Source organism: Mycobacterium sp. Root265, assembly GCF_001428895.1.
In the GTDB taxonomy this organism is placed as follows: Bacteria; Actinomycetota; Actinomycetes; order Mycobacteriales; family Mycobacteriaceae; genus Mycobacterium.
Map to the genome: position 1 here is coordinate 302,806 of NZ_LMJA01000002.1, position 24,321 is coordinate 327,126.

23 protein-coding genes are annotated in these 24,321 nt (G+C 68.9%); 10 read left to right on the plus strand and 13 right to left on the minus strand.

Annotated elements, in window-relative coordinates; genetic code table 11:
* Positions 1–49: 49 nt before the first annotated feature.
* Positions 50–1,471 (plus strand): aldehyde dehydrogenase family protein, encoded by a 1,422-nt coding sequence (locus ASE48_RS04715; RefSeq protein ID WP_057165858.1) that lies wholly within the window; start codon positions 50–52, stop codon positions 1,469–1,471.
* A gap of 2 nt (positions 1,472–1,473) precedes the next feature.
* Here the strand turns inward: ASE48_RS04715 and ASE48_RS04720 are convergent, their stop codons facing one another.
* From ASE48_RS04720 to ASE48_RS04730, 3 genes are read right to left on the minus strand one after another with little or no spacing between them, the layout of a single operon-like run.
* Positions 1,474–2,838: an FAD-binding oxidoreductase gene (locus ASE48_RS04720; RefSeq protein ID WP_200962069.1), complete on the minus strand. Its 1,365-nt coding sequence runs from the start codon at positions 2,836–2,838 to the stop codon at positions 1,474–1,476.
* Between the two features lie 10 nt (positions 2,839–2,848).
* Complete coding sequence (locus ASE48_RS04725; RefSeq protein WP_057165860.1) at positions 2,849–5,443, minus strand: helix-turn-helix transcriptional regulator; 2,595 nt, start codon at positions 5,441–5,443, stop codon at positions 2,849–2,851.
* Positions 5,444–5,492: 49 nt separating this feature from the next.
* On the minus strand, positions 5,493–6,734 hold the full coding sequence (locus tag ASE48_RS04730; protein ID WP_057165861.1) for an MFS transporter: 1,242 nt from the start codon (positions 6,732–6,734) through the stop codon (positions 5,493–5,495).
* A 75-nt stretch (positions 6,735–6,809) separates the two neighbouring features.
* Between ASE48_RS04730 and ASE48_RS04735 the strand changes: the two genes are divergently transcribed.
* A complete protein-coding gene (locus tag ASE48_RS04735; protein WP_057165862.1) occupies positions 6,810–7,652 on the plus strand; it encodes a uracil-DNA glycosylase in 843 nt (280 codons plus the stop codon).
* 77 nt (positions 7,653–7,729) lie between these two features.
* Complete coding sequence (locus tag ASE48_RS04740; RefSeq protein WP_057165863.1) at positions 7,730–8,782, plus strand: LLM class flavin-dependent oxidoreductase; 1,053 nt, start codon at positions 7,730–7,732, stop codon at positions 8,780–8,782.
* Here ASE48_RS04740 and ASE48_RS04745 read toward each other — a convergent pair.
* Positions 8,779–9,228: a nitroreductase family deazaflavin-dependent oxidoreductase gene (locus ASE48_RS04745; RefSeq protein ID WP_200962071.1), complete on the minus strand. Its 450-nt coding sequence runs from the start codon at positions 9,226–9,228 to the stop codon at positions 8,779–8,781. The genes ASE48_RS04740 and ASE48_RS04745 overlap by 4 nt on opposite strands.
* Before the next feature lie 4 nt (positions 9,229–9,232).
* Positions 9,233–9,670, minus strand: a complete 438-nt coding sequence (locus tag ASE48_RS04750; RefSeq protein WP_057165864.1) for an HIT family protein — start codon at positions 9,668–9,670, stop codon at positions 9,233–9,235.
* Positions 9,671–9,710: 40 nt separating this feature from the next.
* On the opposite strand from ASE48_RS04750, the gene ASE48_RS04755 reads away from it, so the two are divergent.
* Positions 9,711–9,992, plus strand: coding sequence for a ribosomal protein L7/L12 (locus tag ASE48_RS04755; protein WP_057165865.1), 282 nt, complete (start codon positions 9,711–9,713; stop codon positions 9,990–9,992).
* Here the strand turns inward: ASE48_RS04755 and ASE48_RS33075 are convergent.
* Positions 9,989–10,480: a DNA-deoxyinosine glycosylase gene (locus ASE48_RS33075; RefSeq protein ID WP_057165866.1), complete on the minus strand. Its 492-nt coding sequence runs from the start codon at positions 10,478–10,480 to the stop codon at positions 9,989–9,991. The two genes, ASE48_RS04755 and ASE48_RS33075, sit on opposite strands and share 4 nt — an antisense overlap.
* 39 nt (positions 10,481–10,519) lie before the next feature.
* Here ASE48_RS33075 and ASE48_RS04765 point away from each other — a divergent pair, with 39 nt between their 5' ends.
* The gene (locus ASE48_RS04765; protein WP_057165867.1) at positions 10,520–11,644 is read left to right on the plus strand and encodes an adenylate/guanylate cyclase domain-containing protein; all 1,125 of its coding nucleotides are present in this window, start codon (positions 10,520–10,522) and stop codon (positions 11,642–11,644) included.
* A 15-nt stretch (positions 11,645–11,659) separates the two neighbouring features.
* Here ASE48_RS04765 and ASE48_RS04770 read toward each other — a convergent pair whose 3' ends face one another.
* Positions 11,660–13,903 carry a heavy metal translocating P-type ATPase gene (locus tag ASE48_RS04770; RefSeq protein ID WP_057165868.1) on the minus strand — a complete coding sequence of 748 codons (2,244 nt, stop codon included), beginning with the start codon at positions 13,901–13,903 and terminating at the stop codon, positions 11,660–11,662.
* On the minus strand, positions 13,900–14,109 hold the full coding sequence (locus tag ASE48_RS04775; RefSeq protein WP_057165869.1) for a cation transporter: 210 nt from the start codon (positions 14,107–14,109) through the stop codon (positions 13,900–13,902). The genes ASE48_RS04770 and ASE48_RS04775 overlap by 4 nt, the downstream gene beginning before the upstream one ends.
* 61 nt (positions 14,110–14,170) lie before the next feature.
* Here ASE48_RS04775 and ASE48_RS04780 point away from each other — a divergent pair, with 61 nt between their 5' ends.
* A complete protein-coding gene (locus tag ASE48_RS04780; RefSeq protein WP_057165870.1) occupies positions 14,171–14,800 on the plus strand; it encodes a DUF305 domain-containing protein in 630 nt (209 codons plus the stop codon).
* 3 nt (positions 14,801–14,803) lie between these two features.
* On the opposite strand, the gene ASE48_RS04785 is transcribed toward ASE48_RS04780, so the two are convergent.
* Positions 14,804–15,703 carry an AIM24 family protein gene (locus ASE48_RS04785; protein ID WP_057165871.1) on the minus strand — a complete coding sequence of 300 codons (900 nt, stop codon included), beginning with the start codon at positions 15,701–15,703 and terminating at the stop codon, positions 14,804–14,806.
* Between the two features lie 69 nt (positions 15,704–15,772).
* Between ASE48_RS04785 and ASE48_RS04790 the strand changes: the two genes are divergently transcribed.
* Entirely contained in the window at positions 15,773–15,976 is a 204-nt protein-coding gene (locus tag ASE48_RS04790) for a hypothetical protein (RefSeq protein ID WP_057165872.1), read from the plus strand.
* Between the two features lie 72 nt (positions 15,977–16,048).
* Positions 16,049–16,576, plus strand: coding sequence for a hypothetical protein (locus ASE48_RS04795; RefSeq protein ID WP_057165873.1), 528 nt, complete (start codon positions 16,049–16,051; stop codon positions 16,574–16,576).
* A 16-nt stretch (positions 16,577–16,592) separates the two neighbouring features.
* Here ASE48_RS04795 and ASE48_RS04800 read toward each other — a convergent pair whose 3' ends face one another.
* From ASE48_RS04800 to ASE48_RS04810, 3 genes are all read right to left on the minus strand, one after another.
* A complete protein-coding gene (locus tag ASE48_RS04800; RefSeq protein WP_057165874.1) occupies positions 16,593–18,773 on the minus strand; it encodes a molybdopterin-containing oxidoreductase family protein in 2,181 nt (726 codons plus the stop codon).
* A 73-nt stretch (positions 18,774–18,846) separates the two neighbouring features.
* The gene (locus tag ASE48_RS04805; RefSeq protein WP_057165875.1) at positions 18,847–20,763 is read right to left on the minus strand and encodes an ABC transporter ATP-binding protein; all 1,917 of its coding nucleotides are present in this window, start codon (positions 20,761–20,763) and stop codon (positions 18,847–18,849) included.
* Complete coding sequence (locus ASE48_RS04810) at positions 20,760–22,481, minus strand: ABC transporter ATP-binding protein (protein WP_057165876.1); 1,722 nt, start codon at positions 22,479–22,481, stop codon at positions 20,760–20,762. Before ASE48_RS04810 ends, ASE48_RS04805 begins: the two co-directional genes overlap by 4 nt.
* Positions 22,482–22,651: 170 nt before the next feature.
* On the opposite strand from ASE48_RS04810, the gene ASE48_RS04815 reads away from it, so the two are divergent.
* Together ASE48_RS04815 and ASE48_RS04820 are read left to right on the plus strand one after the other, a co-directional pair.
* Positions 22,652–23,179, plus strand: a complete 528-nt coding sequence (locus ASE48_RS04815; protein ID WP_057165877.1) for a DUF3558 domain-containing protein — start codon at positions 22,652–22,654, stop codon at positions 23,177–23,179.
* Between the two features lie 59 nt (positions 23,180–23,238).
* A complete protein-coding gene (locus ASE48_RS04820) occupies positions 23,239–23,745 on the plus strand; it encodes a DUF3558 domain-containing protein (protein WP_442928689.1) in 507 nt (168 codons plus the stop codon).
* Positions 23,746–23,757: 12 nt separating this feature from the next.
* On the opposite strand, the gene ASE48_RS04825 is transcribed toward ASE48_RS04820, so the two are convergent.
* On the minus strand, positions 23,758–24,249 hold the full coding sequence (locus tag ASE48_RS04825) for a SixA phosphatase family protein (RefSeq protein WP_057165879.1): 492 nt from the start codon (positions 24,247–24,249) through the stop codon (positions 23,758–23,760).
* Positions 24,250–24,321 lie beyond the last annotated feature (72 nt).

A 24,321-nucleotide genomic window follows, 5' to 3' on the forward strand; every position in this document is an offset into this window, starting at 1 on the left:
TAGCCGCAATTTCGTCCGCGCGCGGCGTCGATTGGGGAAGGTGGTCTGCATGCGCCAATACCTGAAGTTCTTCATCGACGGTGACTGGGTCGACCCGATACAGCCCGCGACCCTCGACGTCGACAACCCGCGCACCGAGCAGGTGTCGGGCCGGATCGCGCTCGGATCGGCCGCCGATGTGGACAAGGCCGTGCGGGCCGCCCGGGCGGCCTTCCCGGCCTGGTCGGTGACCAGCCGCGAGGACCGGCTGGCCGTGCTGGGCGCCATCCTCGCCGAGTACCAGAAGCGCATGGGCGACCTGGCCGAAGCGGTCGCCGAGGAGATGGGTGCCCCGCCCGGGCTGGCCGGCGGCCCGCAGGTCAACCTGGGCCTGGGCCACCTCGCCGCGGCCATCGAGGCCCTCACGAACTTCGAGTTCGAGTCCGACCGTGGCGCCACCCGGGTGATCAAGGAGCCGATCGGGGTCTGTGGGCTCATCACGCCCTGGAACTGGCCGCTGAACCAGATCGCGGCCAAGGTGTATCCGGCGCTTGCCGCGGGCTGCACCATGGTGCTCAAACCGTCCGAGGTGGCCCCCTACTCCGGTCAGATCTTCACCGAGATCATCAGCGCCGCAGGCCTTCCCGCCGGTGTCTACAACATGGTCTTCGGTGACGGCCCCGGTGTCGGTGCGGCCATCTCCGGTCATCCCGACATCGACATGGTGTCCTTCACCGGGTCCACCCGCGCCGGTATCGAGGTCGCCCGCAACGCCGCGCCCACCGTGAAGCGGGTGAGCCAGGAACTCGGCGGGAAGAGCCCGAACATCGTGCTCGACGATGACGCGTTCGCCAAGGGGGTGGCCGCCGGTGTCTCGGCGATGATGCTCAACAGCGGCCAGAGCTGTAATGCCCCCTCGCGCATGCTCGTGCCGAACTCCAGGATGGATGAGGCGGTGGCGATCGCCCGGGAGGTCGGCGCCGCGGTCACGGTCGGCGATCTGGAGGACAAGACGGCCATCGGGCCGGTCGCCTCCAAAATCCAGTTCGACAAGATTCAGGGGCTCATCCAGCAGGGCATCGATGCCGGCGCCGATCTGGTCGTCGGCGGTACCGGGCGCCCCGACGGGCTGGACACCGGGTACTACGTGCGGCCCACCGTGTTCGCGAACGTCAAGAACGACATGGTGATCGCCCGGGAGGAGATCTTCGGCCCGGTGCTCTGCATCCTGGGTTACGACGATCTCGATCAGGCCATCGAGATCGCCAACGACACCGATTACGGTCTGGCGGGCTACGTCTGGGCCGGTGACATCGAGAAGGCCCGCGAGGTGGCGCGCCGGATCCGCGCCGGCTCGGTGGCCATCAACCACGCCTTCGATATCGCCGCACCGTTCGGCGGGTACAAGTCCAGCGGCAACGGCCGCGAGTGGGGCGATTTCGGCTTCCACGAATACCTGGAGGTGAAGGCCGCCCTGGGCTACGCGGGTTAGAGCTACAACCCGGCGCCGGGATTCAGGATGCCCGCCGGGTCCAGCGCGGCCTTGATCTTGCGGTTGAGTTCCATCGCCTCGGGCCCCAGATAGCCTGCCAGCCAAGGTTTCTTGAGTCGCCCGACGCCGTGCTCGCCGGTGATGGTGCCGCCCAGCGACACCGCCAGGTCCATGATCTCGCCGAACGCCACCTCGGCGCGGCGGGCCATGTCGGCATCGGCGGGGTCGAAGACGATCAGCGGATGGGTGTTGCCGTCGCCGGCGTGGGCGATCACCGAGATCAGCAGATCGTGGTGGGCGGCGATCTTCTCGATGCCGGCCACCAGGTGGGCCAGCGCCGGCAACGGCACCCCGACATCCTCGAGCAGCAGTGACCCCTTGGCCTCCACCGCCGGGATGGCGTAGCGCCGGGCCACCACGAACGCTTCGCCCTCGGCCGGGTCGGAGGTCGAGAACACCTCCGTCGCACCGGCTTCGGTGAACACGCCGGCCATGAACTCGGCGTCCTCGGCCCCAGCGGGCCCGCGGTCGTCGGAGGCCGCGACCATCATCGCGGCGGCATTGCGGTCCAGCCCCATCTTCAGTTTGTCTTCGACGGCGTTGATGGCCACCGAATCCATGAACTCCAGCATGGACGGCCGGATACGCCCCGTGATGGTGACGACGGCGTCGGCGGCCGCCTGAACCGAGTCGAAGGTGGCGACCACGGTGCACGGTGTGTGCTGCGGTGGCAACAGTCGCAGGGTCACCTCGGTGATCACCCCGAGGGTGCCCTCGCTGCCGACGAACAGCTTGGTCAGGCTCAGCCCCGCAACGTCTTTCAGTCGTGGGCCGCCCAGGCGCACCGCGGTGCCGTCGGCCAGTACCACCTGCAGCCCCAGCACGTAGTCGGTGGTGACGCCGTATTTGACGCAGCACAGCCCGCCGGCGTTGGTGGCGATGTTGCCACCGATGCTGCAGATCTCGAAGGAGGACGGGTCCGGCGGGTACCACAGGCCGTATTCGGCGACCGCCGCCTTGACCTCGGCGTTGAGCAGACCGGGCTGGGCGACGGCGGTGCGGGTCGCCGGATCGACGGTGATATCGCGCATCCGCTCGGTCGAAAGCATCACCGCGCCGTCGAGCGCGGTCGCGCCGCCGGACAGTCCGGTACCCGCGCCGCGCGGCACCACGGCGATACCGTGGGCGGTGGCCCAGCGCAGCACCGTCTGCACCTCCTCGGTGCGGCGGGGCCGCACCACGGCCAGCGCAGTGCCGGCGTCGGGGTCGGCGGCCCGGTCCTGGCGGTAGGACGCGACGATATCGGGGTCGGTGACAACGCTGCCCTCGGGGAGAGCGGCCACCAGGTCATCCAGCGCGGAACTCACGGCCGCCAGTCTAGGGTCGGCGGCGTTTGAACAGTTTGGCCAGTTCCTCGCGGGTGGTGGTGCCGGTCTTGGCCATGGCCCGGTAGATGTGGCCCTCCACCGTGCGCACCGAGAGGTTCAGCCGTTCCGCGATGACGCGACTGGAGCTGACACCCGCCGCAAGCAGCGCCACCACTTCGCGTTCCCGCGGTGTCAGCGGGATCCGCTCGGCGGCCTGTTCGGTCGCCGGAGTGACGACACCGCATTCGCGGGCCAGGTCATCGGCCCGGGTGGAGCAGGTCAGCATCGAACCGCGGCGTCCCTCATGCCGATAGATGATCGCGGCCTGGGCGGCCGCATCCGCCGCGGCCACCGGATCGCCCATCTGCTCGTATTCATCGGACAGCAGGCTCAGCGCGTGGGCCTCGCGATCGCGCAGCGCCGCGGCGAACCGGGCGGCCAAACCTGCCCGCGGACCGTCGACGATCGCTGCCAGCTCGGCCAGCCGGTCCGCGTGCGTCCGGTCGCCGAACTGGGCAGCGGTCTGCAGGCAGAACACCTCCGCGGCGAATTGCCGCTTCTCGCCGCACTTTTGGGCCGCCTCGGCCAGGATGTCGATCGCCTCGCCGACCGTGCCCTGGCTGGCCGACACCCAGGCCCGGCCCACGCTGCGTTCATGATCCAGGGACCGGAACGGGCGCTCCACGGCATCGAGGCCGTCCAGGATCTCGGCCGCCTCCTCGGTGGCTCCGCGCATCGCCGCCGCCGTCGCCCTGGCCACGCTGTAGCGGAACCCCCACCCGGTCGAGTGGCTCGCCATCACCACCGCGACCTGATCGAAAAGCTCGGCCGCGGTGTCGAGTCGGCCGCGGGCGAGGGCAGCCCGGGCCGCGATGGCAGGCCCCAGCGAATGGGCGACGCCGGGCAGATCGGTGGCCTCCAGCCGGGCCTGTTCGGCCACCTTCTCCGCGTCGGCGAGGCGACCGGCCAGGACCAGCGCGGTGAGCTCGGAGTCCGCCAGGTTGAACCGGATGTGCGGGGTGTCGAACGCATGCGCCGACGTCCGGTAGCCGATCTCGGTGAGGTCCAGCGCGTCGGCGGTGCGTCCGGCATCGGCGGCGACGGTGGCCAGCGCCCACGCGGCCTCGCTGCCGACGAACTCCGGAAGATTATGCAGGGAAAGCAGTTTCGCGCACCGCTCGGCTTCCTGCGGCTGATCCATGGCGAACCAGTACACGGTCAGGAACGCGTCGAGCCATTGCCGGCCGTCGGCGTTCAGCTCGGCGTACACCTCGTCGACATGAGACTTGGCGTCGGCCGGGCGGCGTAGAGCCCACAGCAGATTGCTGGCGCGCAGGTGGGCGAACCTGGCGCGCTCGGTGTCGGGCAGATCGGTAGTGCTCAAGCCGGCGAGCACGTCCTCGGCTTCCTGCCCGCGGAACAGCCAGGACAGCGCGTGCGCCCGCAGGTAGGTGGCCTCCGGACCGGCGCCGGCGTGTTCGGCGGCAGAGGCCAGGCGCTCGGCAAGGGACAGGTCGGCCAGCCGGGTCGCGCCCTGGGCCGCCCGCACCAGCAGCGCAGGGTTCGGGGTCAGATCCGAGTCGACGCTCAGGGTGGCCCGGCGCACCGCGACCCGCATGTCGTCGGCACGGTTGCCTGCCGCGAGTTCGGTGGCGATCCGGCCGCGCAGCCTGCGCAGCGTGGCCACCGGCGTCCGGGTCCGGCGCATCTCGCCGTAGAGCGGGTGCGATACCCGCGCCTCCACCCCGTCACCGTTGTCGTGCAGGGCGATCAGTCCGCGGACATTGGCCTCCTCGACCGCCTCGGTCGAGGTGATCCGCTGCAGGATCGACAGTTCCAGCGGCTCGGCGACGGCCAGGGCGTCCACCACATCGCCGACGGCCGGGGTCAGATCCCCGAACCGGGATTCGATCAGCTCCACCAGATTGGTCGGCAGGACCGGCAGGCCCACCCAGTGCCAGCTGCCGTCGCGCTGCTGCAGCCGGCCGTCGGTCAGCTCCTGCTCGACGATGTTGCGCAGATACAGGGCATTGCCGCGGGTCAGTTGCCAGAGCCGGTGCGCGGCGTCGGAGTCGACGGGCCCGTCCAGGGCCGCCGCGAGCAGTTCGGCGCTGTCCTGTTGCCGCAGCGGACCCACATCGAGCCGGTCGAACGGGTGGTCCTTCCAGATCTCGCGCACGCTGTCGGGGATGGGGTCACCTTCGCGCACGGTGAGGATCACCCGGGCCGCACCCCGCTGCACCACCTGGTGCAGCACGAATGCCGAGAGGTCGTCCAGCAGTTGCGCGTCGTCGATCCCGAGCAACGCGGGAGCGCCCGTCGGTGTCGAGGTGATCGCCTCGATCACACCCCGCACCAGCTGCAGGCGGTCCCCGTCGGGATCGCCGGCCCAGGCCGCGAACGCGCCGAGCGGCAAACCCCTGGCGGCCGTCGTCCCGACGATCCAGCGCGGGTTCGCCCCCTTCAGGGCCTCCCGGACCAGACGGCTCTTGCCGACGCCCGCGGCCCCGGAGACCACGATCCCGCTGAGGTCCGGTGCCGTCACGGCCGCCCGAATGGTGTGTATCTCCGCCGCTCTCCCCACGAGTGGCCAATTCACGCGCACGTCAGCAGCGTAGGAGTCGTGATGGCGTTGTGCAGGGTAAACGCGGAGTTCAGGCGTTGGGCCCCGGCTCGACGGGTCGGTCGAGTTCTCGCAGGGACGGCAGCCCGATGGCCGCCAGGCCGAGCAGCAGCATCGGTAGCGACAACGCCAGGAAGGTCGTCTGCAACCCCGCCGAGTCGGCGAGCGGGCCGGCGAGCACCAGGCCGAGCGGGCCCGCCGCGTAGGCCAGCGAGCCCATCACACCGACCACCCGGCCGCGCAGATGCGCCGGGGCATTGGTCTGCATGACGTAGTTGTAGATCGGCTGGATCGGCCCGTAGACGAAGCCGACCACCGCCGAGAGCGACAGGATCACCGGCAGCGGCGGCAGGAACGCGATGATCGTCATCGCCACGCCGAGGGTGATGACAGCGATGAGCATGGTGACGCGGCGCTTGACGAATGTGGCCAGCACCGCATAGCTCAGTGCGCCGATGAGACCACCGATGGACAGCGCCATCAGCACCCAGCCCAGCTGCGCGGGCTCATTGCGGTCGGTGAAGTACTTGGGGAACAGCACCGCTTCCATCGGCATGTAGAGCCCGGTAACGGTCAGATCGATGATCGCGAGGGTGCGCAGCACCTTGAGGTTCCACACGAACTTCAGGCCCTCGACGACACCGGTCCACACCTTGTCGGGCAGCGCACTGCGGTCGGGCTTTCCGGTGCCCTCCAATTTCAGCACCGAGATGGCCGCAATGGAACAGCCGAAGGCGGCCGCGGTCACCCACATCGTCTCGATACCGCCGAGGGTGGCGATGAGCATCCCGCCGATACCGGGCCCGACGATGTAGGCCAGGTTGAACACGGCCTCGTAGACGCTGTTGGCGTGGTCCAGCGTCCAGCCCGCCCGGGTTGCCGCCTCGGGCAGCATGGTTTCCCGGGCCGTCATACCGGCCGGATCGAATGCCGCACCCAGCGCGGCCAGTCCGGCCAGCACCGCGACGTTGATGGCGTCGACTCCGAAGATCAGCGCCACCACCGGGACGGCGGCCACCGACAGCGCCGACAGCAGATCGGAGATCATCGAGACGCGGCGGCGGCCGATGTAGTCCACCGCGGCACCGGCGATCACCGTGGACACCAGCAGCGGCAGGGTGCCCGCCATCGCCACCACGGACGCCTCCACGGCAGAACCGTTGCGCTGCAACACCAGCCATGGGAACGCGATCATCGAGATACCGTTGCCGGCGCCGGCCATCAAGGCGGCGAACAGGATCAGGTACGCCGGACCGCGGCTGCGAGTGTTCATCGGTATCGCGGCGAATCTAGCAGCGCGATCACCGGCGCGACCATCGAATTTCTCCCGACGGTGCAGGATGGACGGGTGCCTGTAGGACAGCCGGGGGAGCGACGCCTCCCGCATCCGCGGACCGGACGGCGATTCCCGTCGCCGGTCCCGCCCGGTGCGGGATGGCCCGGTGACCCGGCCCGCCCGGACACCCCGGTCGCCCACGACGGGGCCGACGTGGCCGATCTGGCGGGCCGACTGAGCACCGTCGCCGAGCTGGACGCCGAGACCAGTGTGTGCCGGGCCTGCCCGCGGCTGGTCGAGTGGCGCGAGAAGGTGGCGGACACCAAACGGCGGGCTTTCGCGGAGGAGCCGTACTGGGGGCGCCCGGTCCCGGGGTGGGGGGCGCGCCGGCCCAAGGTGCTGATCGTCGGGCTGGCGCCGGCCGCGCACGGCGCCAATCGCACCGGCCGGGTGTTCACCGGTGACCGGTCCGGGGACCAGCTGTTCGCGTCGCTGTACCGGGCCGGCCTGGTGAACTCACCGCTGAGCGTGGATGCCGCGGACGGTCTGCGCGCCAACGGGGTTCGTATCGTGGCGCCGGTACGGTGCGCGCCGCCGGCGAACAAGCCCACCCCGGCCGAGCGGGCCACCTGCGCACCCTGGCTGCAGGCCGAATGGCAGCTGGTGTCCCCGCATGTGCGGGTCGTGGTGGCGCTCGGCGGGTTCGCCTGGCAGGTGGTGCTCGGCATGCTGGCCGATCAGCTTGCCGGGCAACCGAAACCGGTGTTCGGGCATGCGGTGCGCTATCCGCTGCCGTCCGGGCTCACCCTGGTGGGCTGCTACCACCCCAGTCAGCAGAACATGTTCACCGGCCGGCTCACCCCGGCGATGCTCGACGACGTCTTCACCCTCGCCGCTGGACTTGCGCACAAGTAGTGACGCTCAGCGTTACGAATCGTGCGGAAATCGCGGGGCCTGGGAACGAACGGGGCGCCGCGGGCGTTGCAACCTTAATGCGTCTTTCCGTTCTCGACCTCGTCCCGGTCCGCAGCGATCAGAGCACCTCGGATGCGCTGGCGGCGACGGTGCGACTGGCTCAGACCGCCGACCACCTCGGATACACCCGGTACTGGGTGGCCGAGCACCACAACATGGCCTCGGTCGCCGCGACCAGCCCGCCGGTGGTGCTGGCCTACCTGGCCGCTCAGACCTCCCAGGTGCGGCTCGGCTCGGGTGGGGTGATGCTGCCCAACCACGCGCCGCTGGCCGTCGCCGAGCAGTTCGCCCTGCTGGAGGCCGCCGCCCCCGGCCGTATCGACCTGGGGATCGGGCGTGCACCCGGGTCGGACCCGGTGACGTCGATGGCGCTGCGCGGTGCCCGAGCCCAGAACGACGAGGACATCGAGCGCTTCCCCGAATACCTCGACCACGTCGCGGCGCTGATGAGCACCCGCGGAGCCCGGGTCGAACTGTCCCGCGGCATGCTGGCCCAGCAGGAATACGTCCTCAAGGCCACCCCGGCCGCGGTCGGCGAGCCCCGGCTGTGGCTGCTGGGTTCGTCGATGTACTCGGCACACCTGGCCGCCGCCAAGGGCCTGCCCTACGTGTTCGCCAACCACTTCTCCGGGCAGGGCACCGCCGAGGCGCTGGCCGCCTACCGCGCCGAGTTCCGGCCCAGTGAGCTGCTGGCCGAACCGACCACCTTCATGACGATCAACGCGTCGGTGGCCGATACCCGCGACGAGGCGCTGCGGCTGCTGCTGCCCAACCTGCAGATGATGGCCCGGCTGCGCACCGGTCGCACCCTCGGCCCACTGGATCTCGTCGAGGACGCCGAAGCCGCGCAGCTCGCCGCGCAGGAACAGCTGATCGTCGACTCGGGTCTGGCCCGCACCGTGGTGGGTGACCCGGCCGAGGCGGCCGACCAGATCCGGTCGGTGGCAGCACAATTCGATGTCGATGAGGTGATGGTCTCACCCGTGGCCTCCGCGTTCCGGGGCACCGATGTGCGCACCGCGCCGGGCCGGGACCTGACGCTGGAACTGCTCGCCAAAGAGCTGCTCTAGGGCGAGAGCACCACCACCGGGATCGGGCGGGTGGTGCGCTTCTGGTAACCGATATAGCGGTCCTTGTTCCCGCGCATGTCGTTGACGATCCGCCACAACCGCGGGAAGTCGGGATCGTCGGGGAACACCGCCCTGGCGGTCACCGGAAACCGCTTCGGGCCGACGTTGATCTCGACCTGCGGGTTGGCCTTCAGATTGTGATACCAGCCCGGGGCCTTGGGTTCGCCGCCCTTGGAGGCCACCACCAGGTAGTCGGCGCCGTCGCGGGCATAGGTCAGCGAGTTCGCGCGCTGCTGCCCGGTCTTGGCGCCCACGGTGTGCAGGATGAGCGCCGGCGGACCGAACGGGATGGTGTGCCCGATCCGCCCGTCGGTCGCCTTGTAGAGCTTGTCGTGCAGCAACAGCATCGGGAGGCCGATGTAACGCTCCCACGGAGGCATACCCATGGGCTCAATCCTGCGCGGCTTCGTCGAGTTGCGCCAGTGCCGCGCGCAGCAGCCGTCCGGACTCTTCCCGATCGGCGTCGCGGCGCACCAGCATGCCCTTGGCGAAGGCCAGCTTGTCGCCGTCGTGCCGGGGCACCACGTGCAGGTGGATGTGGAACACACTCTGAAACGCCGCTTTGCCGTCGTTGATGGCGATGTTGTTGCCGTCGGCGTGCAGCCCCGAGGCCCGGGCGGCGCGGGCGATGCGCTGCCCGAGGACGGCCATCGCGGCGACCGTCGCCGGCGGGGTGTCGGTCAGATCCACCGCGTGTTGCTTGGGGAACACCAGGGTGTGCCCGCGGGTGAACGGCCGGATGTCGAGGATCGCCAGCAGGTCCTCGTCCTCGTGGATACGGATGGCAGGGGCGTCACCGGCGGCGATGGCGCAGAACACGCAGGACATGCCGCCACGGTAGCCGCTGCGCGTCCTCTAGAGTTCGGCCATGGGACTGTTCGGTGGCTCGGACGACGATCTGCACCGCCGGGTCGAGGAGTTGGAGCGCCGCGTCGCCGCGTTGGAGCGGGCGCTGCACACCGGTTATCGGCAGTCGGGGGAGCTCACCGAGACGTCCGGCTCGGAGATCGGTGACCCGCGGTCGGGCGTCACCGAGATGGTGCGCCAGTTGGCCCTGCAGGGCAACAAGATTGCGGCGATCAAGCTGCTGCGCGACGAGACCGGGATGGGTCTGCGGGAGGCCAAGAACGCCGTCGACCGGCTGGCCTAACGCCGCAGCGCCGCCCGCCAATGTGCGAGTTTGTCGGCGAACCGCATGGTGTGCGCCGGGCTTGTCGACGGCAGCCGGAGGCTGCGGACCGCGGGGGCGGCGCGCACCAGGCGATGGTAGTTGGCCTCGGCGGCGGCTCCGTTGAACAGTAGTAGATCGATCTGCGGACGATCCCGCAGAAATGCGCCGAAATCGTTGGGCACCATGCTGTCCCGTTCCACCGCGGCGTCCAGGCTGCCGGCGCGACGGCAGGACCGCAGCACATCCCACACCGCGATCTGGTGTCCGGCGAGTTCGGAAACCCGCTGTTCGTACGGTGCTGCGCCGTCGAATCCGAGGATGTCGGCCATGACCGGCCAGAAGGCGTTGCGCGGATTGCCGTAATACTGCCCCGATGCCAGCGACATCACGCTGGGCATGTTGCCCAGGATCAGCACGGTGGGGTCGGCACCGACGATCGGCGGCAGTCCGTGCAGCAATTCGTTCACCGACCCGATGATGCCTGCCCGCCGGTATAGGTTGGCCCGGTGGGTAGCGACTTCGATATCGAGGCCTCGGGTCTGCTGGACGGCTTGGAGGGCAGGGCCCGCGCCGACCGGGCCGAATTGATCCCGTGGTTGCTCGACCAGGGTGTGACGATCGAGCAGATCCGGGATTCCGATGAGCCGGTGCTGCTGGCATCGCGACGGATCCTCGGCGACGACGGCGACTACGTATCCGCGCGCGAGATCAGCGACAGCACCGGAATCAATCTGGATTTGCTGCAGCGTATCCAGCGGGCGCTCGGCCTGCCGCGGGTGGACGACCCGGACGAAGCCGCGCATCTGCGGGTCGACGGTGAGATTGCCAGCTATGCACGACATTTCGTTGACATGGGCATCGATGAGGACAATATCGTTCTGGTCGTCCGGGCGCTTGCGGACGGGTTGTCGAAGACGGCGGAGGCGATGCGGTTCACCTCGATGGCGGCGGTGATGGCGCCGGGTGTCAGTGAGCTCGACGTCGCAGTCGCCTCCGAAGCATTGTTGCGACAGGTAAATCCGCTGCTCGGCCCGATGATCGAGGACATGCTGCGGCTGGAGCTGCGGCGCACCATGGAGACGGACGCGGTGACCGCGGGGGAGCGGGCCGCGGGTCGCCCCCTTCCTGGTGCGCGCGAGGTAACGGTCGCGTTCGCCGATCTGGTCGGTTTCACCAAGCTGGGGGAGGCGGTGCCGCCGGAGGAACTGGAGGGGCTGGCGAACCGCCTCGTCGAGGCCACCCATGACGTGGTGGCGCCGCCGGTGCGGTTCATCAAGTCGATCGGTGACGCCGTGATGCTGGTGAGTCCGGAGCCGCTGGCCCTGCTGACGACGATGTTGGCGCTGCTGGAAGCCGCGAGCGCCGACGACGAGTTCCCTCGGCTACGAGTCGGTCTGGCGTCCGGGATGGCGGTCAACCGCAGCGGCGACTGGTTCGGCAGCCCGGTCAACCTGGCCAGCCGGGTCACCGGCGCGGCCCGGCCCGGTGCCGTCCTGGCGACCGAAGCGGTGCGGGACGCGGTCGGCGACGACTCCGGGATCGAATGGTCCTTCGCCGGTGCCAAACGACTCAAGGGCATCAGGGACGACGTGAAGTTGTTCCGGGCACGGTACGTGTCGGGTCAGCCGTGATGTCCAGTGTCGCGCTCAGCCGGCCGAAAAGCGGCGCAGCCGCAGGCTGTTGGTCACCACGAACACCGAACTGAAGGCCATCGCGGCACCGGCGATCAGCGGGTTGAGCAGCCCCGCGGCCGCCAGCGGCAGGGCGGCGATGTTGTAGGCGAACGCCCAGAACAGGTTGCCCTTGATGGTGCCCAGGGTGGCCCGCGACAACCGGATGGCGTCGACGGCGGCGCGCAGATCGCCGCGCACCAGCGTCAGATCCGAAGCCTCGATGGCCACATCGGTGCCGGTCCCCATGGCCAGCCCAAGATCGGCCTGCGCCAGTGCCGCGGCGTCGTTGACGCCGTCGCCGACCATGGCGACCACCCGGCCATCGGCCTGCAGGCGTTTGATCTCGTCGACCTTGCCCGCAGGCAGCACATCGGCGACCACGCGCTCGATACCCAAGTGCGCGGCCACCGATTCCGCGGCGCGGCGATTGTCGCCGGTCAGCAGCACCGGGGTGAGCCCGAGCGCCCGGAAACCCGAAACAGCCTCGGCGGCATTGTCCTTGATGGTGTCTGCGACCACGACGACGGCACGGATCTGACCGTCGGTGGCGAACCAGATCGGCGTCTGCCCCTGTTCGGCGGCCGCATCGGCGGCCCGGACCAGCTCCCCGGGCGTCGTCAACGACCAGTCGTCACGCAGCCAGCTGACCCGTCCGGCGGCGGCCGCCCGGCCGTCCACCACCCCGGTCACCCCGAGGCCACCGTGATTCTCGAAGTCGGTGACCTCGGGCAGCGGCCCGCGTTCGGCGGCGTGGCCGGCGATGGCACGGGCGATCGGATGCTCGGAGCCGTTCTCCAGGGCGCCGACCGATCTCAGTACGGCGTCCGGGTTTTCGCCGTCGGCGGCATACACCGCCACCACCGACATACGACCGGTGGTGATGGTCCCGGTCTTGTCGAGCACGACGGTGTCGACCCGGCGGGTCGACTCGAGCACCTGCGGGCCCTTGATCAGGATGCCCAGCTGCGCTCCGCGGCCGGTGCCGACCAGCAGCGCCGTCGGCGTGGCCAGGCCCAGCGCGCAGGGGCAGGCGATGATCAGGACGGCGACAGCGGCGGTGAACGCGGCAGCGACCGATCCGTCACCGAAGATCAACCAGCCCAGCAGGGTCAGCAGTGACAGCACCATGACGATCGGCACGAAGACCGCCGAGACCCGATCGGCGAGACGCTGCACCTCGGCCTTGCCGCTCTGTGCCTCGGAGACCAGCCGGGCCATCTGCGCGAGCTGGGTGTCGGCCCCGATGTGGGTGGCGCGCACCTCAAGACGCCCGCCCACGTTCACCGTCGCACCGACGACGTTGTCGCCCTCGGTCACCTCGACCGGCACCGGCTCCCCGGTGAGCATCGACGCATCGACGGCGGATCTGCCCGCGGTGATCACGCCGTCGGTCGCGATCTTCTCGCCGGGGCGCACCACGAATACGTCACCGACGGCGAGTTGGCTTATGGGAATGCGGATTTCGGTGGCAGCGTTTCCCCCCGTCGCTGCGCTCGCCCCGTCTCGCAGCACCGCGACGTCCTTGGCGCCCATGTGCAACAGCGCGCGCAGCGCGGCGCCGGACTGACGTTTGGCGCGTGCCTCGAAGTAGCGCCCGGCGAGCAGGAAGGTCGTCACCGCCGCGGCGACCTCCAGGTAGAGGTGCGGCTCGGAGCTGGTGGAGATCAGCTCGAACGGCATCTTCATCCCTGGCATGCCGGCGTGGGTGAAGAACAGCGCCCACACCGACCATGCGTAGGCGGCGATCACACCCACCGAGATGAGGGTGTCCATCGTCGCCGCACCGTGGCGCAGATTCGTCCAGGCCGCCTTGTGGAACGGCCAGGCGCCCCACACCACGACCGGTGAGGCCAGTGTGAAGGCCAGCCACTGCCAGTTGTCGAACTGCAGCAGCGGGACCATCGACAGCAGCACCACCGGTACGGCCAGTGCCGCCGAGATCAGCAGCCGCTGACGCCAGGGCGCCGACTCGTCGGGCTCGTCGGATTCGGTGGGAGCAGCGTCGTTTTCGGGCGGCAGCGCCGCGGTGTAACCGGTCGCCTCGACCGCGGCCACCAGGTCCTCTGGTGAGACGCTGTCGGGGAAATCCACCCGGGCCTGCTCGGTGGCGAAGTTCACGCTGGCCTGCACACCGTCGATACGGTTGAGTCGCTTCTCGATTCGCGCCGCGCACGACGCACAGGTCATGCCGCCGACGTCGAGCGTCAGAGTGCTCATGCTGACAGGGCGGGACTCACGTCGTATCCGCTGTCCTCGATCGCGGCGGTGACGGCGCCGACATCGGCGCTACCGTCCACGGTGACTTTGCCGCCGGCCAGGTCGACATCGACGGAGGTGACGCCGGCCAATGGGGTGACCGCAGCGGTGATCGCCGACACGCAGTGGCCGCAGCTCATACCTTGGACCTCAAGAACCATGCTCATGCCGCCATGATATACCGGTAGGGGGTATGGGTAAATAGCTTCGTTCTGCGAGGAGGAACACATGATGCGCACACCGGCAAAGGTGATCGCGACAGCCGCGGTCGCCGCGCTGCTGCTGGCCGGCTGTACCGATCAGTCGGCTCAGACCGGCGGGGATGGTCATACCGACCATGATCACGGGACCAGTCACAACGGCAGCGGTGCGAGCCCGGGGCCGGCCGCCGACGGCGCCTCGGCGCACAACAACGAGGACGTCATGTTCGCCCAGCACATGATCCCGCACCACAGTCAGGCGGTGGAGATGACCGACATCCTGCTGGCCAAGGACGATGTCGACGCGCGCGTGACCGAACTCGCCAAGGAGATCAAGGCGGCGCAGGCTCCCGAGATCGAGCAGATGCAGGGCTGGCTGACCAGTTGGGGTAACCCGCCGATGCCGGCGATGGACCACGGCTCCATGGAGGGCATGGTGGCGCCCGCCGATATCGAGAAGCTCAAGGCGGCCTCCGGCCCAGAGGCCACCACACTGTTCCTGAACCAGATGATCGGTCACCACGAGGGCGCGATCACGATGGCGAAGAGCGTGCTCGACGGCGGTCAGTTCGAGCCGGCCAAGACCATGGCGAAGGCGATCATCGACAGCCAGCAGCACGAGATCGACGAGATGAAGGCGATCCTCGACTCGCTCTAGGCGTTACTGCACCGGGTAGGTGATGCCCTCCGAGGGCTGCACGATCACGAAGCCCTGTCCATGGAAGGCGACCTGCACCGCTTCGCCGGACCCGCGACCGATCAGGGCGCCGGCCTTGAAGCTGGTCTTGAGCTGGGTCTGCAGGTTCGCCGACCAGGCCACCACCGCATTGGTGTCGGCGAAGGTCGGCGCCTCGGCGGCATTGAGCACCACCGGGGGGCCGTCGGTGGTCAGGGCGACCCACCCGCTGCCGCGCAGCGTGGTGTTGAACAGTCCGCCGGTGGCGATACTGCCGCCTTTGACCCGCTCGATGTTCCAGTCCAGGCTCGCCGAGAAGGCCAGCACGTTCTTGCCGCTGATGGACAGCCCGGAGTTGGTCAGCTGCAGCAGGTGCACGTAATTGGCCTGCTCGGCGAGAAAGACGTCACCCTGGCCCTGGCAGCGCATCAGGGGCAGCCCCTCGCCGGTCAGCGCCTTCTTCAAGAATTTCCCGGCACCGCCGCCCTCGAAGGCGAAGTCCACATTGCCCTGGTAGGCGACCATGGAGCCCTGCCGCGCCATGAACGGCTCACCGAGCCGGACGCGCAGCAGCCGCTCGTTCTGCAGGGCGATCGCCTTGGATTCCTTCTCGCTGAACCGGCCGTCGATCAACTCGCCGCTGATGCCGGCGAAGCCGTCGCCCTGGGGCTGGGGTGCCTGGCCCTGAGGGTCATGATGCTGGGCCGCCTGCTGCGGCGCACCCTGGGGTTCGAACTGCTGGGCGGGCGGCGCCTGCGCCGGTGCGCCGCCGAGCGGCGCGGTGTGGACCTGCCCCTGCTGGGATACCTGATCGGTCCAATTCTGGCCGTCATACCAGCGGTACTCGAAGCGGCCCTCGGGGTCGCGCAACCATTGACCACTCACCGTGTACTCCTCAACAACTCAGCCGATTCGATGCGTACAGGATCACCTTAGGCTGGCATTCTTGGATGTATGGCAGGTGACGAGATCGACCGGGTCCGGGCGAAGAGCGCATTGGCAGTGGTCAAGGAGCATCCGGGGATGGTGCTGTTCCTGGCATCGCCGGCGATCCTCGCGGTGGCCGCCGTCTGGTGGCTGGCCGGTGCCGGCTGGGCGGGACTGCTGCTGGTCGCGCTGGTGCTGGGCGGCGGAGTGGCCCTGCTCAGAAAGCGCTAGCACCGATCATCAGGGCTTTCGCTGTGTGAGAACACTGCCCACCGCGCGTTGTAACGGTGTAATCATGTAATCATGAGACATCATCAGCACGGGCGGCGCGGCTCCGCCGACGCCGTCACCGATGCCGCGGACTGGTTCGCCGGGCGCCTGCCCGACGGCTGGTTCGCCGGTGATCCGACCGTTGTGGTCGATCGCGAAGAAATCACGGTGATCGGGCAGTTACCCGAATCCGACGGCGACGAGAGTGTGGCCCGGGCCTCCGGCCGGGTCGCCAAGTTCCGCGAGGAAACCCGCGGCGAGCGGATGCGCATCGCCGACGAGGCCCAGGATCGCTTCGGTCGCAAGGTCTCGTGGGGTGTGCAGGCCGGCGGTGAACGCACCCTGTTCACCCATATCGCCGTCCCGGTGATGACTAGGCTCAAACAACCGGAGCGCCAGGTGCTCGACACCCTGGTCGATGCCGGTGTCGCCCGCTCACGCTCGGATGCCTTGGCGTGGTCGGTGAAACTGGTCGGCGAGCACACCGAGGAATGGCTGGCCAAGCTGCGCGAGGCCATGACCGCGGTCGACGATGTGCGCGCGGAGGGCCCGAACCTGTAGTGATGTCGGCGCTCGCTCAGCGAACGTCAGCGCGCCGAAGTAGCTCGATGGCGACGTGGGTGCCGCCCAGCGCCGAGGTCTGCGACAACGGATCCAGGGCGGCGCCGTCGACCAGCAGATTGCGGTTCACGCCGTAGGTCTGCGGCGCCGCACCGGAGCGTGGATCGAAAACCCCCGAACCCCAACCGTGTTCCATCACCACCAAACCACGGCGGGGCCGGTCCGACAGCGCTGCGGTGATCTCGACCGAGCCGACCGCCGACGTCACCCGCACGGTGTCGCCATCACCGATGTCGAGTGCGGCCCCATCCTCTGGATGGACGAAGACGACGTTGCGCTTTCCGGACGGATGCAGGCCGGGCAGTTCGTTGAGCCACGAGTTCATCGCGTGCCGGTTGCGCCGGTTGCCCAGCAGGTAAGGGAAGTCCGGCTCCGTGCGAGGGCCGGCGCCCGCCAGCAGCTCGCGGGTGCGCGCGACGAACTCCGCCGGTGCCACCTGCACCTTCTTGTCCGGGGTCCGCAGCGCGGCGCGGAAATGCCCGAACTCGCGGGGCCCCAGCACCAGGCCGTGCGGATTGTCACGCAGATCCCGCCATTTCAGCTTGCGGCCGTTGACCTTCCGGGACGTCGCGATCATCAGCCGGTTGATCCAGTGCGGACCGAACGCCAGGCCGGGACGTCCGGTCGCAGCGGCGGCCCGCCGGCTGGACCGGATGAAACCGTTGAGACCGCGGGCACCGAACAGCGGCCGCTTCATCGCCAGCGCCAGGTCGACGAAGATCCGCCACTCCTCACGGGCCTGCGGCGGCGGGTCGACGGCCCGGGCACCGAACTGGACGAACGGTTCGTCGTGCATGCTGCTGGTGAAGGCCAACAGGTCGTCGCGCTCCAACCAGTGCACCGCGGGCAGCAGCCAATGCGCGTGACGGTGGCTCTCGCGTTGCACGAAATCGATGGCCACCAACAGATCCAGCTGTTGCAGGGCGGAATCGAGCCGGGCGCCGTCGGGACCGGATATCACCGGGTTGCCGGAGTTGATCACCAACGCCCGGATCTGTCCTTGCCCGGGTGTGAGGATCTCATCGGGCAGTTCGGCCAGCGCGTGGGCGCCGGCCACCATCTCGCGCCCGGCCACCCGGCTGCGGTGCGGCGCGGTCTCGGCCAGACCGGCCAGTCGAAGCGTGTCGACGTAGCCGGGTTCGAACCGGCGGCCGCCGGGCCGGTCCATCCGGCCGGTGATGACGTTGAGCACATGCCCCAGCCATTCGGCGACGGTGCCGGTCTCCTGTAGGGACACCCCGGTCCGGGTGATCACCATCGCACCGGGCGCCGCAGCGAAATCCCGTGCCAACTGCGCGATCTCATCGCAGGGGATATCGCAGCGGGCGGCCAGATCGGCGAGGTCGCACGCGGTCACCAGCGCCCGGATCTCCGGCATGCCGGAAGCCAGGTCGGCACAGTCACCCACGTGTTCGAGGCGGGCGTCCAGGATGACCTTGACCATCGCCAGCAGCAGCGCCCAGTCCTGGCCCGGGTGCACGGCCAGATGGGTGTCGGCCTTGTCTGCGGACTCGGTACGCACCGGGTCGACCACCACGATGCGCGCGCCATGCCGCTGACGATCCAGTGCGCGGCGCCACCCGCCGGGCGCGGACTCCAGCCAATTCCAGGCGCTGACAGCCGGGTTCGCGCCGACCAGCAGGAAGAAGTCGCAGTTGTCGATATCGGAGACCGGCACCATCAGGGCCGATCCGTACATCGACTGCGCGACCACGTGGACGGCATTCTGATCCACCGACCCGACGGCATAGCGATTGCGGGTACCGACCGCGTCCAGCCAGCCGTTCATGAACACCAGGTTCGACGACGAGTAGCCGGCCGGGTTCCCGTAATAGGCGCCGACCGCGTCCGGCCCGTCGGCGTCGATCAAACGGTTCATCCGGTCGGCAATGTCGCGCAACGCCTCGTCCCACGAGGCCTCGACGTAGCGGTCGCCGTCCCGGCGCATCGGTGCCACCACGCGGCGCGGATGCTCGACCACTGCGGCCGCGGTGCGCCCCTTCGCGCAGAAATCGTGCCAGCTGTGCGGGTTGAGTTTGTCCGCGGCGATCTTGCGGACCCGGTTGTCCTCGACGGTGATCTCCACGCCGCACGTTGCCAGGCAGTACCGGCAGAAGGTGTGCACGGTGTCGGCCATATCGCCATACTGCCCAACGGGTTCCGGCGCTGTCCGGGGATTGGAATTGAGCAGGGTGCTTGATCGGGCTCGGCTACTTCCCGTCGCTGCGCTGCGCTGCACTCGCCTCGACCGACATTGCCCAGTACTCGCCGTGGCGTTCCAGCAGTTCGGTGTGGGTGCCCCGCTCCACGATGCGCCCGGCCTCCATCACCAGGATCTGGTCCGCGTCGCGGATGGTGGACAGCCGGTGCGCGATGATGAAACTGGTCCTGTCCCGCCGCAATTCGGCCATCGCCTGCTGGATCAGCAATTCGGTTCGGGTGTCCACCGAACTGGTCGCCTCGTCCAGGATCAGCAACGCCGGCCGGGCCAGCACCGCCCGGGCAATGGTGATCAGCTGTTTCTCACCGGCGCTGATGGCGCCACCGTCATCGCCGACCCGGGTGTCGTACCCGTCGGGCAGGGTCTGCACGAAACGCTCGACGTGCGCGGTGCGGGCAGCCTCGTGCACTTCGTCGGGTGTGGCGTCGGGGCGGCCGTAGGCGATGTTGTCGTAGATGGTGCCGCCGAACAACCAGGTGTCCTGCAGCACCATGCCGATCCGGGCGCGCAGCACCTGGCGGGGCAGCGACGCGATATCCACCCCGTCGATCGTGATCCGGCCCGCGTCGATGTCGTAGAAGCGCATCAGCAGATTCACCAGCGTGGTCTTGCCCGCACCGGTCGGGCCGACGATGGCCACCGTCGAGCCGGGCTCGGCGATCAGGGACAGATCTTCGATCACCGGGGTGTCGGGCCGGTAACCGAACGAGACATGCTCGAACTCGACGCGACCTGCTCTGGAGGCCGGCGCGGCGGCGGTGGGTTCGGCCGACTCTTCCGGCGCGTCGAGCAGGTCGAAAATCCGCTCCGCGCTGGCAATCCCGGACTGCAGCGAGTTGTACATCGATGCGACCTGCGTCAGCGGCTGGTTGAACTGGCGAACGTACTGGATGAACGCCTGGATGCCGCCCAGCGTGATCTGACCGGTGGCGACCTGGATACCGCCGACGACCGCGACCGCCACATAGCTGAGGTTGCCGATGAACGTGGTGGCCGGCGAGACCAGTCCGGACAGGAACTGGGCGCCCAGACTGGCGCGGTACACCTCACCGTTGAGTTCGGTGAACCGTTCGGCGGCCGCGGCACGGTGACCGTAGGTCTTCACCACGGTGAATCCGCTGTAGGTTTCCTCGATATGGGCGTTGAGCCGGCCCGTGTTGGTCCACTGCGCCACGAACAGCTTCTGTGAGCGACGGGCGATGGTGCGGGTCGCCAGCAGCGACAGCGGCACCGTCACCACCGTGATCAGAGCCAGCAGCGGCGAGATCGTCAGCATCGCCACCAGCACGGCCAGCACCGTCACCAACGCGGTCAGCAGTTGGCTGATCGTCATGGCCAGCGAGGACTGCACGTTGTCGACATCGTTGGTGACGCGGCTGAGCAGTTCGCCGCGCTGCCGGCCGTCGACATAGGACAACGGCAGTCGGTGCACCTTGTGCTCGATCTCGGTGCGCAGCGCCGCCATGGTGCGCTGCACCACCACGTTGAGGATGCGGGCCTGCAACCAGACCAGCAGCGCGGCAACCAGATACAGACCCAGCGCGAGCGAGAGGGTGTGCGCGACGGCGGCGAAGTCGACCCCCCGGCCGGGCACCACGTTCATCCCGGAGAGCAGATCGGCGAAGGTTCCGTCACCGCGGGCCCGGGCCGCCTCGACGGCCTGATCCTTGCTGAGCCCGGCGGGCAACTCGCGGCCGATCACCCCGTTGAACAACAGGTCGGTGGCGTGACCGAGGATGCGCGGCCCGATCACACCGATCGCGATACCGCCCACGGCGAGCGCGATCACCAGTGCGGTCAGACTGCGTTGCGGGGCCAGCCGTTTCAGCAGCCGGACCGCCGCGCCCGTGAAATCGCGCGACCGTGCCGCCGGGGGTTCCGCCATACCGCGGATCGGCCTGGTCATCCCCGCACCGACTGCGAGTCCACGAATTCCGCGTAGGTGGGGCAGTCCGTCAGCAGCGCCTCGTGGGTGCCCGCGCCGACCACCCGGCCGTCGTCGATGACGATCACCTGATCGGCCTGCGCCACCGTCGAGATCCGCTGCGAGACGATGATCACCGTCGCTGTCGCGGACACCTCGCGCAGTGCGGCGCGCACCCGGGCGTCGGTGTGCACGTCCAGTGCCGAGAACGCATCATCGAACAGGTAGACCGCCGGTCGCCGGATCACCGCGCGGGCGATGGCAAGTCGCTGCCGCTGGCCGCCGGAGAAGTTGATCCCGCCCTGCGCGACGCGCATCTGCAGGTCGTCGGGATGAGCGCGCACGAAATCGTCGGCGGCCGCTACCCGAAGCGCGTCCCACATCTCGTCCTCGGTCGCCGATGCCCTGCCGTAGTGCAGGTTGTCGGCGACGGTGCCGGAGAACAGGTACCCGCGCTGCGGCACCAATCCGACGGTCGCCCAGAGGTCTTCGGGATCGAAATGGCGCACGTCGACGCCGTCGAGGCGGATGGTTCCCGCCGTGACGTCGTACTGCCTGCTGATCAGGGATATCAGGGTGGATTTGCCCGAACCGGTGCTCCCGACGATCGCGGTCACCGTGCCGGGCCCGGCGGTGAACGAAACATCCTGCACGACGGCGCGATCCGCGCCCGGATAGCTGAAGGTGGCGCCGGCCAGGTGCACCTCGCCGGCGACGGGAGCGGGGGCGGGGTCCTGCGGTGCCGTGATCTCCGGTGCGGTGGAGAGCACTTCGGTGATCCGCTCGGCGCACGCCGACGCGCGGGGCAGCAGCACCACCAGGAAGGTGGCCAGCAGGACCGCGTACAGGATCTGCATGAAGTAGGCCAGGAACGCGATCAGCGAACCCACCTGCATCTGGCCGTCGTCGATGCGCTGCCCGCCGAACCAGATGAGGGCGACGCTGGAGATGTTGATGACCAGCGTCGTCACCGGCAGCATCAGCGCCTGCCAGCGCCCGGCGCTCAGCGCGGTATCGGTGAGCGCCCGGTTGGCCTCGTCGAACCGGCTGCGTTCCAGGGGTTCGCGTGCGAAGGCCCGGATCACCCGGATCCCGGAAAGCTGTTCGCGCATCACCCGGTTGATGTTGTCGATGACGCGCTGCATGGTGCGGAAGATCGGCATCAGCCGCGACACCAGCCACCCGTTGGCCAGCGCCAGGATCGGCACGCTGATCAGCAGCAGCCAGGACAGCCCGGCGTCCTGGTGGATGGCCATCGCGATACCGCCGATGCCCATGATGGGCGCGGTGATGAGCATGGTGCTCGTCATCTGGACCAGCAACTGGATCTGCTGAACGTCGTTGGTGGTCCGGGTGAGCAGTGTCGGTGTCCCGAACCGCGCGGTCTCCACCGCGGAAAAGCCGAGCACGTGGGAGAACATCGCGCCCCGCAGATCGTGGCCGAACCCCATGCTGGCCCGCGACCCGAAGAACACCGCGCCGACGGCGCACACCACCTGAAGTGCGGTGACCCCCAGCATCACCAGGCCGAGGTGCACGATCCGCGTCGTATCGCCCACCGCAACGCCTTCGTCGATGATCGCGGCGTTCACCGTCGGCAGATACAACGAGGCCAGCGTGCTGATCACCTGCAGGCCCGCCACCACGGAGAGCAACCCCCGGTACGGCTGCACATACCGGCGCAGCAGGGCGAGCAACATCTGGCTACTGTCGCACACCCACCTGTAGGACCCGGTGTGGGACCGGGACACGAAAAGGCAGGTCAGTCGGTATGTCAACGGTTCCGTGCCGACCGGCCGCTACAGTGCATGTCGTGACCCCCAGAAGCGGCCATGCTGTCCCTCACGGACGGCTCACTCGTGCAGCGAAGATGCTGGTGGCCGCCGCTGCGGTGCTCCCCGTGGTGGCAGCCTGCTCCAGTTCCGACGACCCCGCCACACCCTCGGTGCCGCCGAGTACCGAGGCGGCGCCGGCCGCTCAGCACGGCCCGGATTTCCCGGAATGCGGCGGCATCACCGACCAGACCATCTCGCAGCTGACCGAGGTCGTCGGGCTGGTGAACACGGCCCGCACCTCGGTGGGCTGCCAGTGGCTGGCCGGCGGCGGCATCGTCGGCCCGCACTTCTCCTTCACCCACTTCCGGGGCAGCCCCATCGGGCGGGAACGCAAGACCGAGGAACTGTCCCGCGCCAGCGTGGAGGACATCAGCATCGAGGGCCAGAATGGATTCATCGCCATCGGCGAAGACCTGGTGCTCGGGCCCAGCCTGTGCGAGATCGGCATCCAGTTCGACGATGACTTCATCGAGTGGTCGGTCAGCTTCGCCCAGAAGCCCTACCCGGATGCTTGCGAAGTCGCCAAGGAACTCACCCGCCAGTCGATTGTGAACGCCAAATGATGCGCCGCGCCGTGAAACGTCCGCTGACCGTGGTGATTGCGCTGCTTGCCGCGTTGACCATGGTGATCGGCGTGCAGGGCTGCTCGCGTGCGGTCGACGGGTCGGCGATCAAGGCCGGTTCCGGCGGCGCCGGGCCGCGCAATAACGACTCGGAGAAGACCTACCCGAACCTGCTCAAGGAATGCGACGTCCTGACCGAGGACATCCTGGCCGAGACCGTGGGCGCCGATCCGCTGGACATCCAGAGCACGTTCGTGGGCGCGGTGTGCCGCTGGCAGGCGGCCAACCCGGCCGGGCTGGTCGACATCACCAGGTTCTGGTTCGAGCTCGGGGACCTGGAGAACGAACGCCAGGCCGCCGAGGTGATGAAGTTCCCGATCGAGGATCGCCGGGTCGCCGGCGTGCAGTCGATCGTGATGAAGAACCCGGCCGCCAACGGGGCGTGCGGGGTGGCCAGCGACGCCAGCGGTGTCGTCGGCTGGTGGGTCAATCCGCAGGCTCCCGGTATCGACGCCTGCGCGATGGCCATCAAGCTGATGGAACTGACGCTCGCCACCAACTCCTAGTCAGCGGCGGGATCAGCGCGGAACGTGGAATCCCGCCAGTTGCGCGCCGCCGACCTCGAGGTCACGCCAGGTTGTCGGCACCCGTAGCAGCGCCAGCGCCGAAGTCGGGTACTTCAATTCGATCTCCGCGACCACGTCGGCATCGCTGTGGTCATCGGCCAGGGCGAGTGCCAGCCCCGACATCACCGGCTCGTGTCCGATCACCAGCAGCGTCTGCACATCATCGGCGACGCCGTTGATCTCGCCGAGGACGATGCCCGGCGTCGCGTCGTAGATCCGGTCCACGAAGCGCGCCGGCGCCTCGATCCCGGTCCGCTCCAGGGTCTGTCGGGTGCGGGTCGCCGTCGAGCACAACACCGCGTCGATGGGTGGCGCCTCGGCCCGCAGCCAGTCACCGGCCAGCCCGGCCTCCCGGATGCCGCGCGGGGCCAGCGGGCGGCCGTGGTCGCCGATGCCGCTGGGGTAGTCCGACTTGGCGTGACGCAGCAGCAGAAGCGTTCTCATCCCACTGAGGTTAGGCCATGCCGACGCACGTCCCCGGACTTGTCGGACAGCGGACCTACACTCTCCACGAAC

What these genes read in the sequence shown, in the direction of transcription:
- ASE48_RS04810 (WP_057165876.1), bottom strand. Translation starts at nt 22,481, where the DNA reads ATGTTGCTCGCCCTGCTGCGCCGGTATGTGCAGCCGTACCGGGGGTTG.
- ASE48_RS04805 (WP_057165875.1), bottom strand. Translation starts at nt 20,763, where the DNA reads ATGACCAGGCCGATCCGCGGTATGGCGGAACCCCCGGCGGCACGGTCG.
- ASE48_RS04795 (WP_057165873.1), top strand. Translation starts at nt 16,049, where the DNA reads ATGAGACATCATCAGCACGGGCGGCGCGGCTCCGCCGACGCCGTCACC.
- ASE48_RS04745 (WP_200962071.1), bottom strand. Translation starts at nt 9,228, where the DNA reads ATGGGTATGCCTCCGTGGGAGCGTTACATCGGCCTCCCGATGCTGTTG.
- ASE48_RS04770 (WP_057165868.1), bottom strand. Translation starts at nt 13,903, where the DNA reads ATGAGCACTCTGACGCTCGACGTCGGCGGCATGACCTGTGCGTCGTGC.
- ASE48_RS04730 (WP_057165861.1), bottom strand. Translation starts at nt 6,734, where the DNA reads ATGAACACTCGCAGCCGCGGTCCGGCGTACCTGATCCTGTTCGCCGCC.
- ASE48_RS04775 (WP_057165869.1), bottom strand. Translation starts at nt 14,109, where the DNA reads ATGAGCATGGTTCTTGAGGTCCAAGGTATGAGCTGCGGCCACTGCGTG.
- ASE48_RS04750 (WP_057165864.1), bottom strand. Translation starts at nt 9,670, where the DNA reads ATGTCCTGCGTGTTCTGCGCCATCGCCGCCGGTGACGCCCCTGCCATC.
- ASE48_RS04820 (WP_442928689.1), top strand. Translation starts at nt 23,239, where the DNA reads ATGGTGATCGGCGTGCAGGGCTGCTCGCGTGCGGTCGACGGGTCGGCG.
- ASE48_RS04815 (WP_057165877.1), top strand. Translation starts at nt 22,652, where the DNA reads ATGCTGGTGGCCGCCGCTGCGGTGCTCCCCGTGGTGGCAGCCTGCTCC.
- ASE48_RS04790 (WP_057165872.1), top strand. Translation starts at nt 15,773, where the DNA reads ATGGCAGGTGACGAGATCGACCGGGTCCGGGCGAAGAGCGCATTGGCA.
- ASE48_RS04800 (WP_057165874.1), bottom strand. Translation starts at nt 18,773, where the DNA reads ATGGCCGACACCGTGCACACCTTCTGCCGGTACTGCCTGGCAACGTGC.
- ASE48_RS04825 (WP_057165879.1), bottom strand. Translation starts at nt 24,249, where the DNA reads ATGAGAACGCTTCTGCTGCTGCGTCACGCCAAGTCGGACTACCCCAGC.
- ASE48_RS04780 (WP_057165870.1), top strand. Translation starts at nt 14,171, where the DNA reads ATGATGCGCACACCGGCAAAGGTGATCGCGACAGCCGCGGTCGCCGCG.
- ASE48_RS04740 (WP_057165863.1), top strand. Translation starts at nt 7,730, where the DNA reads ATGCGTCTTTCCGTTCTCGACCTCGTCCCGGTCCGCAGCGATCAGAGC.
- ASE48_RS04755 (WP_057165865.1), top strand. Translation starts at nt 9,711, where the DNA reads ATGGGACTGTTCGGTGGCTCGGACGACGATCTGCACCGCCGGGTCGAG.
- ASE48_RS04715 (WP_057165858.1), top strand. Translation starts at nt 50, where the DNA reads ATGCGCCAATACCTGAAGTTCTTCATCGACGGTGACTGGGTCGACCCG.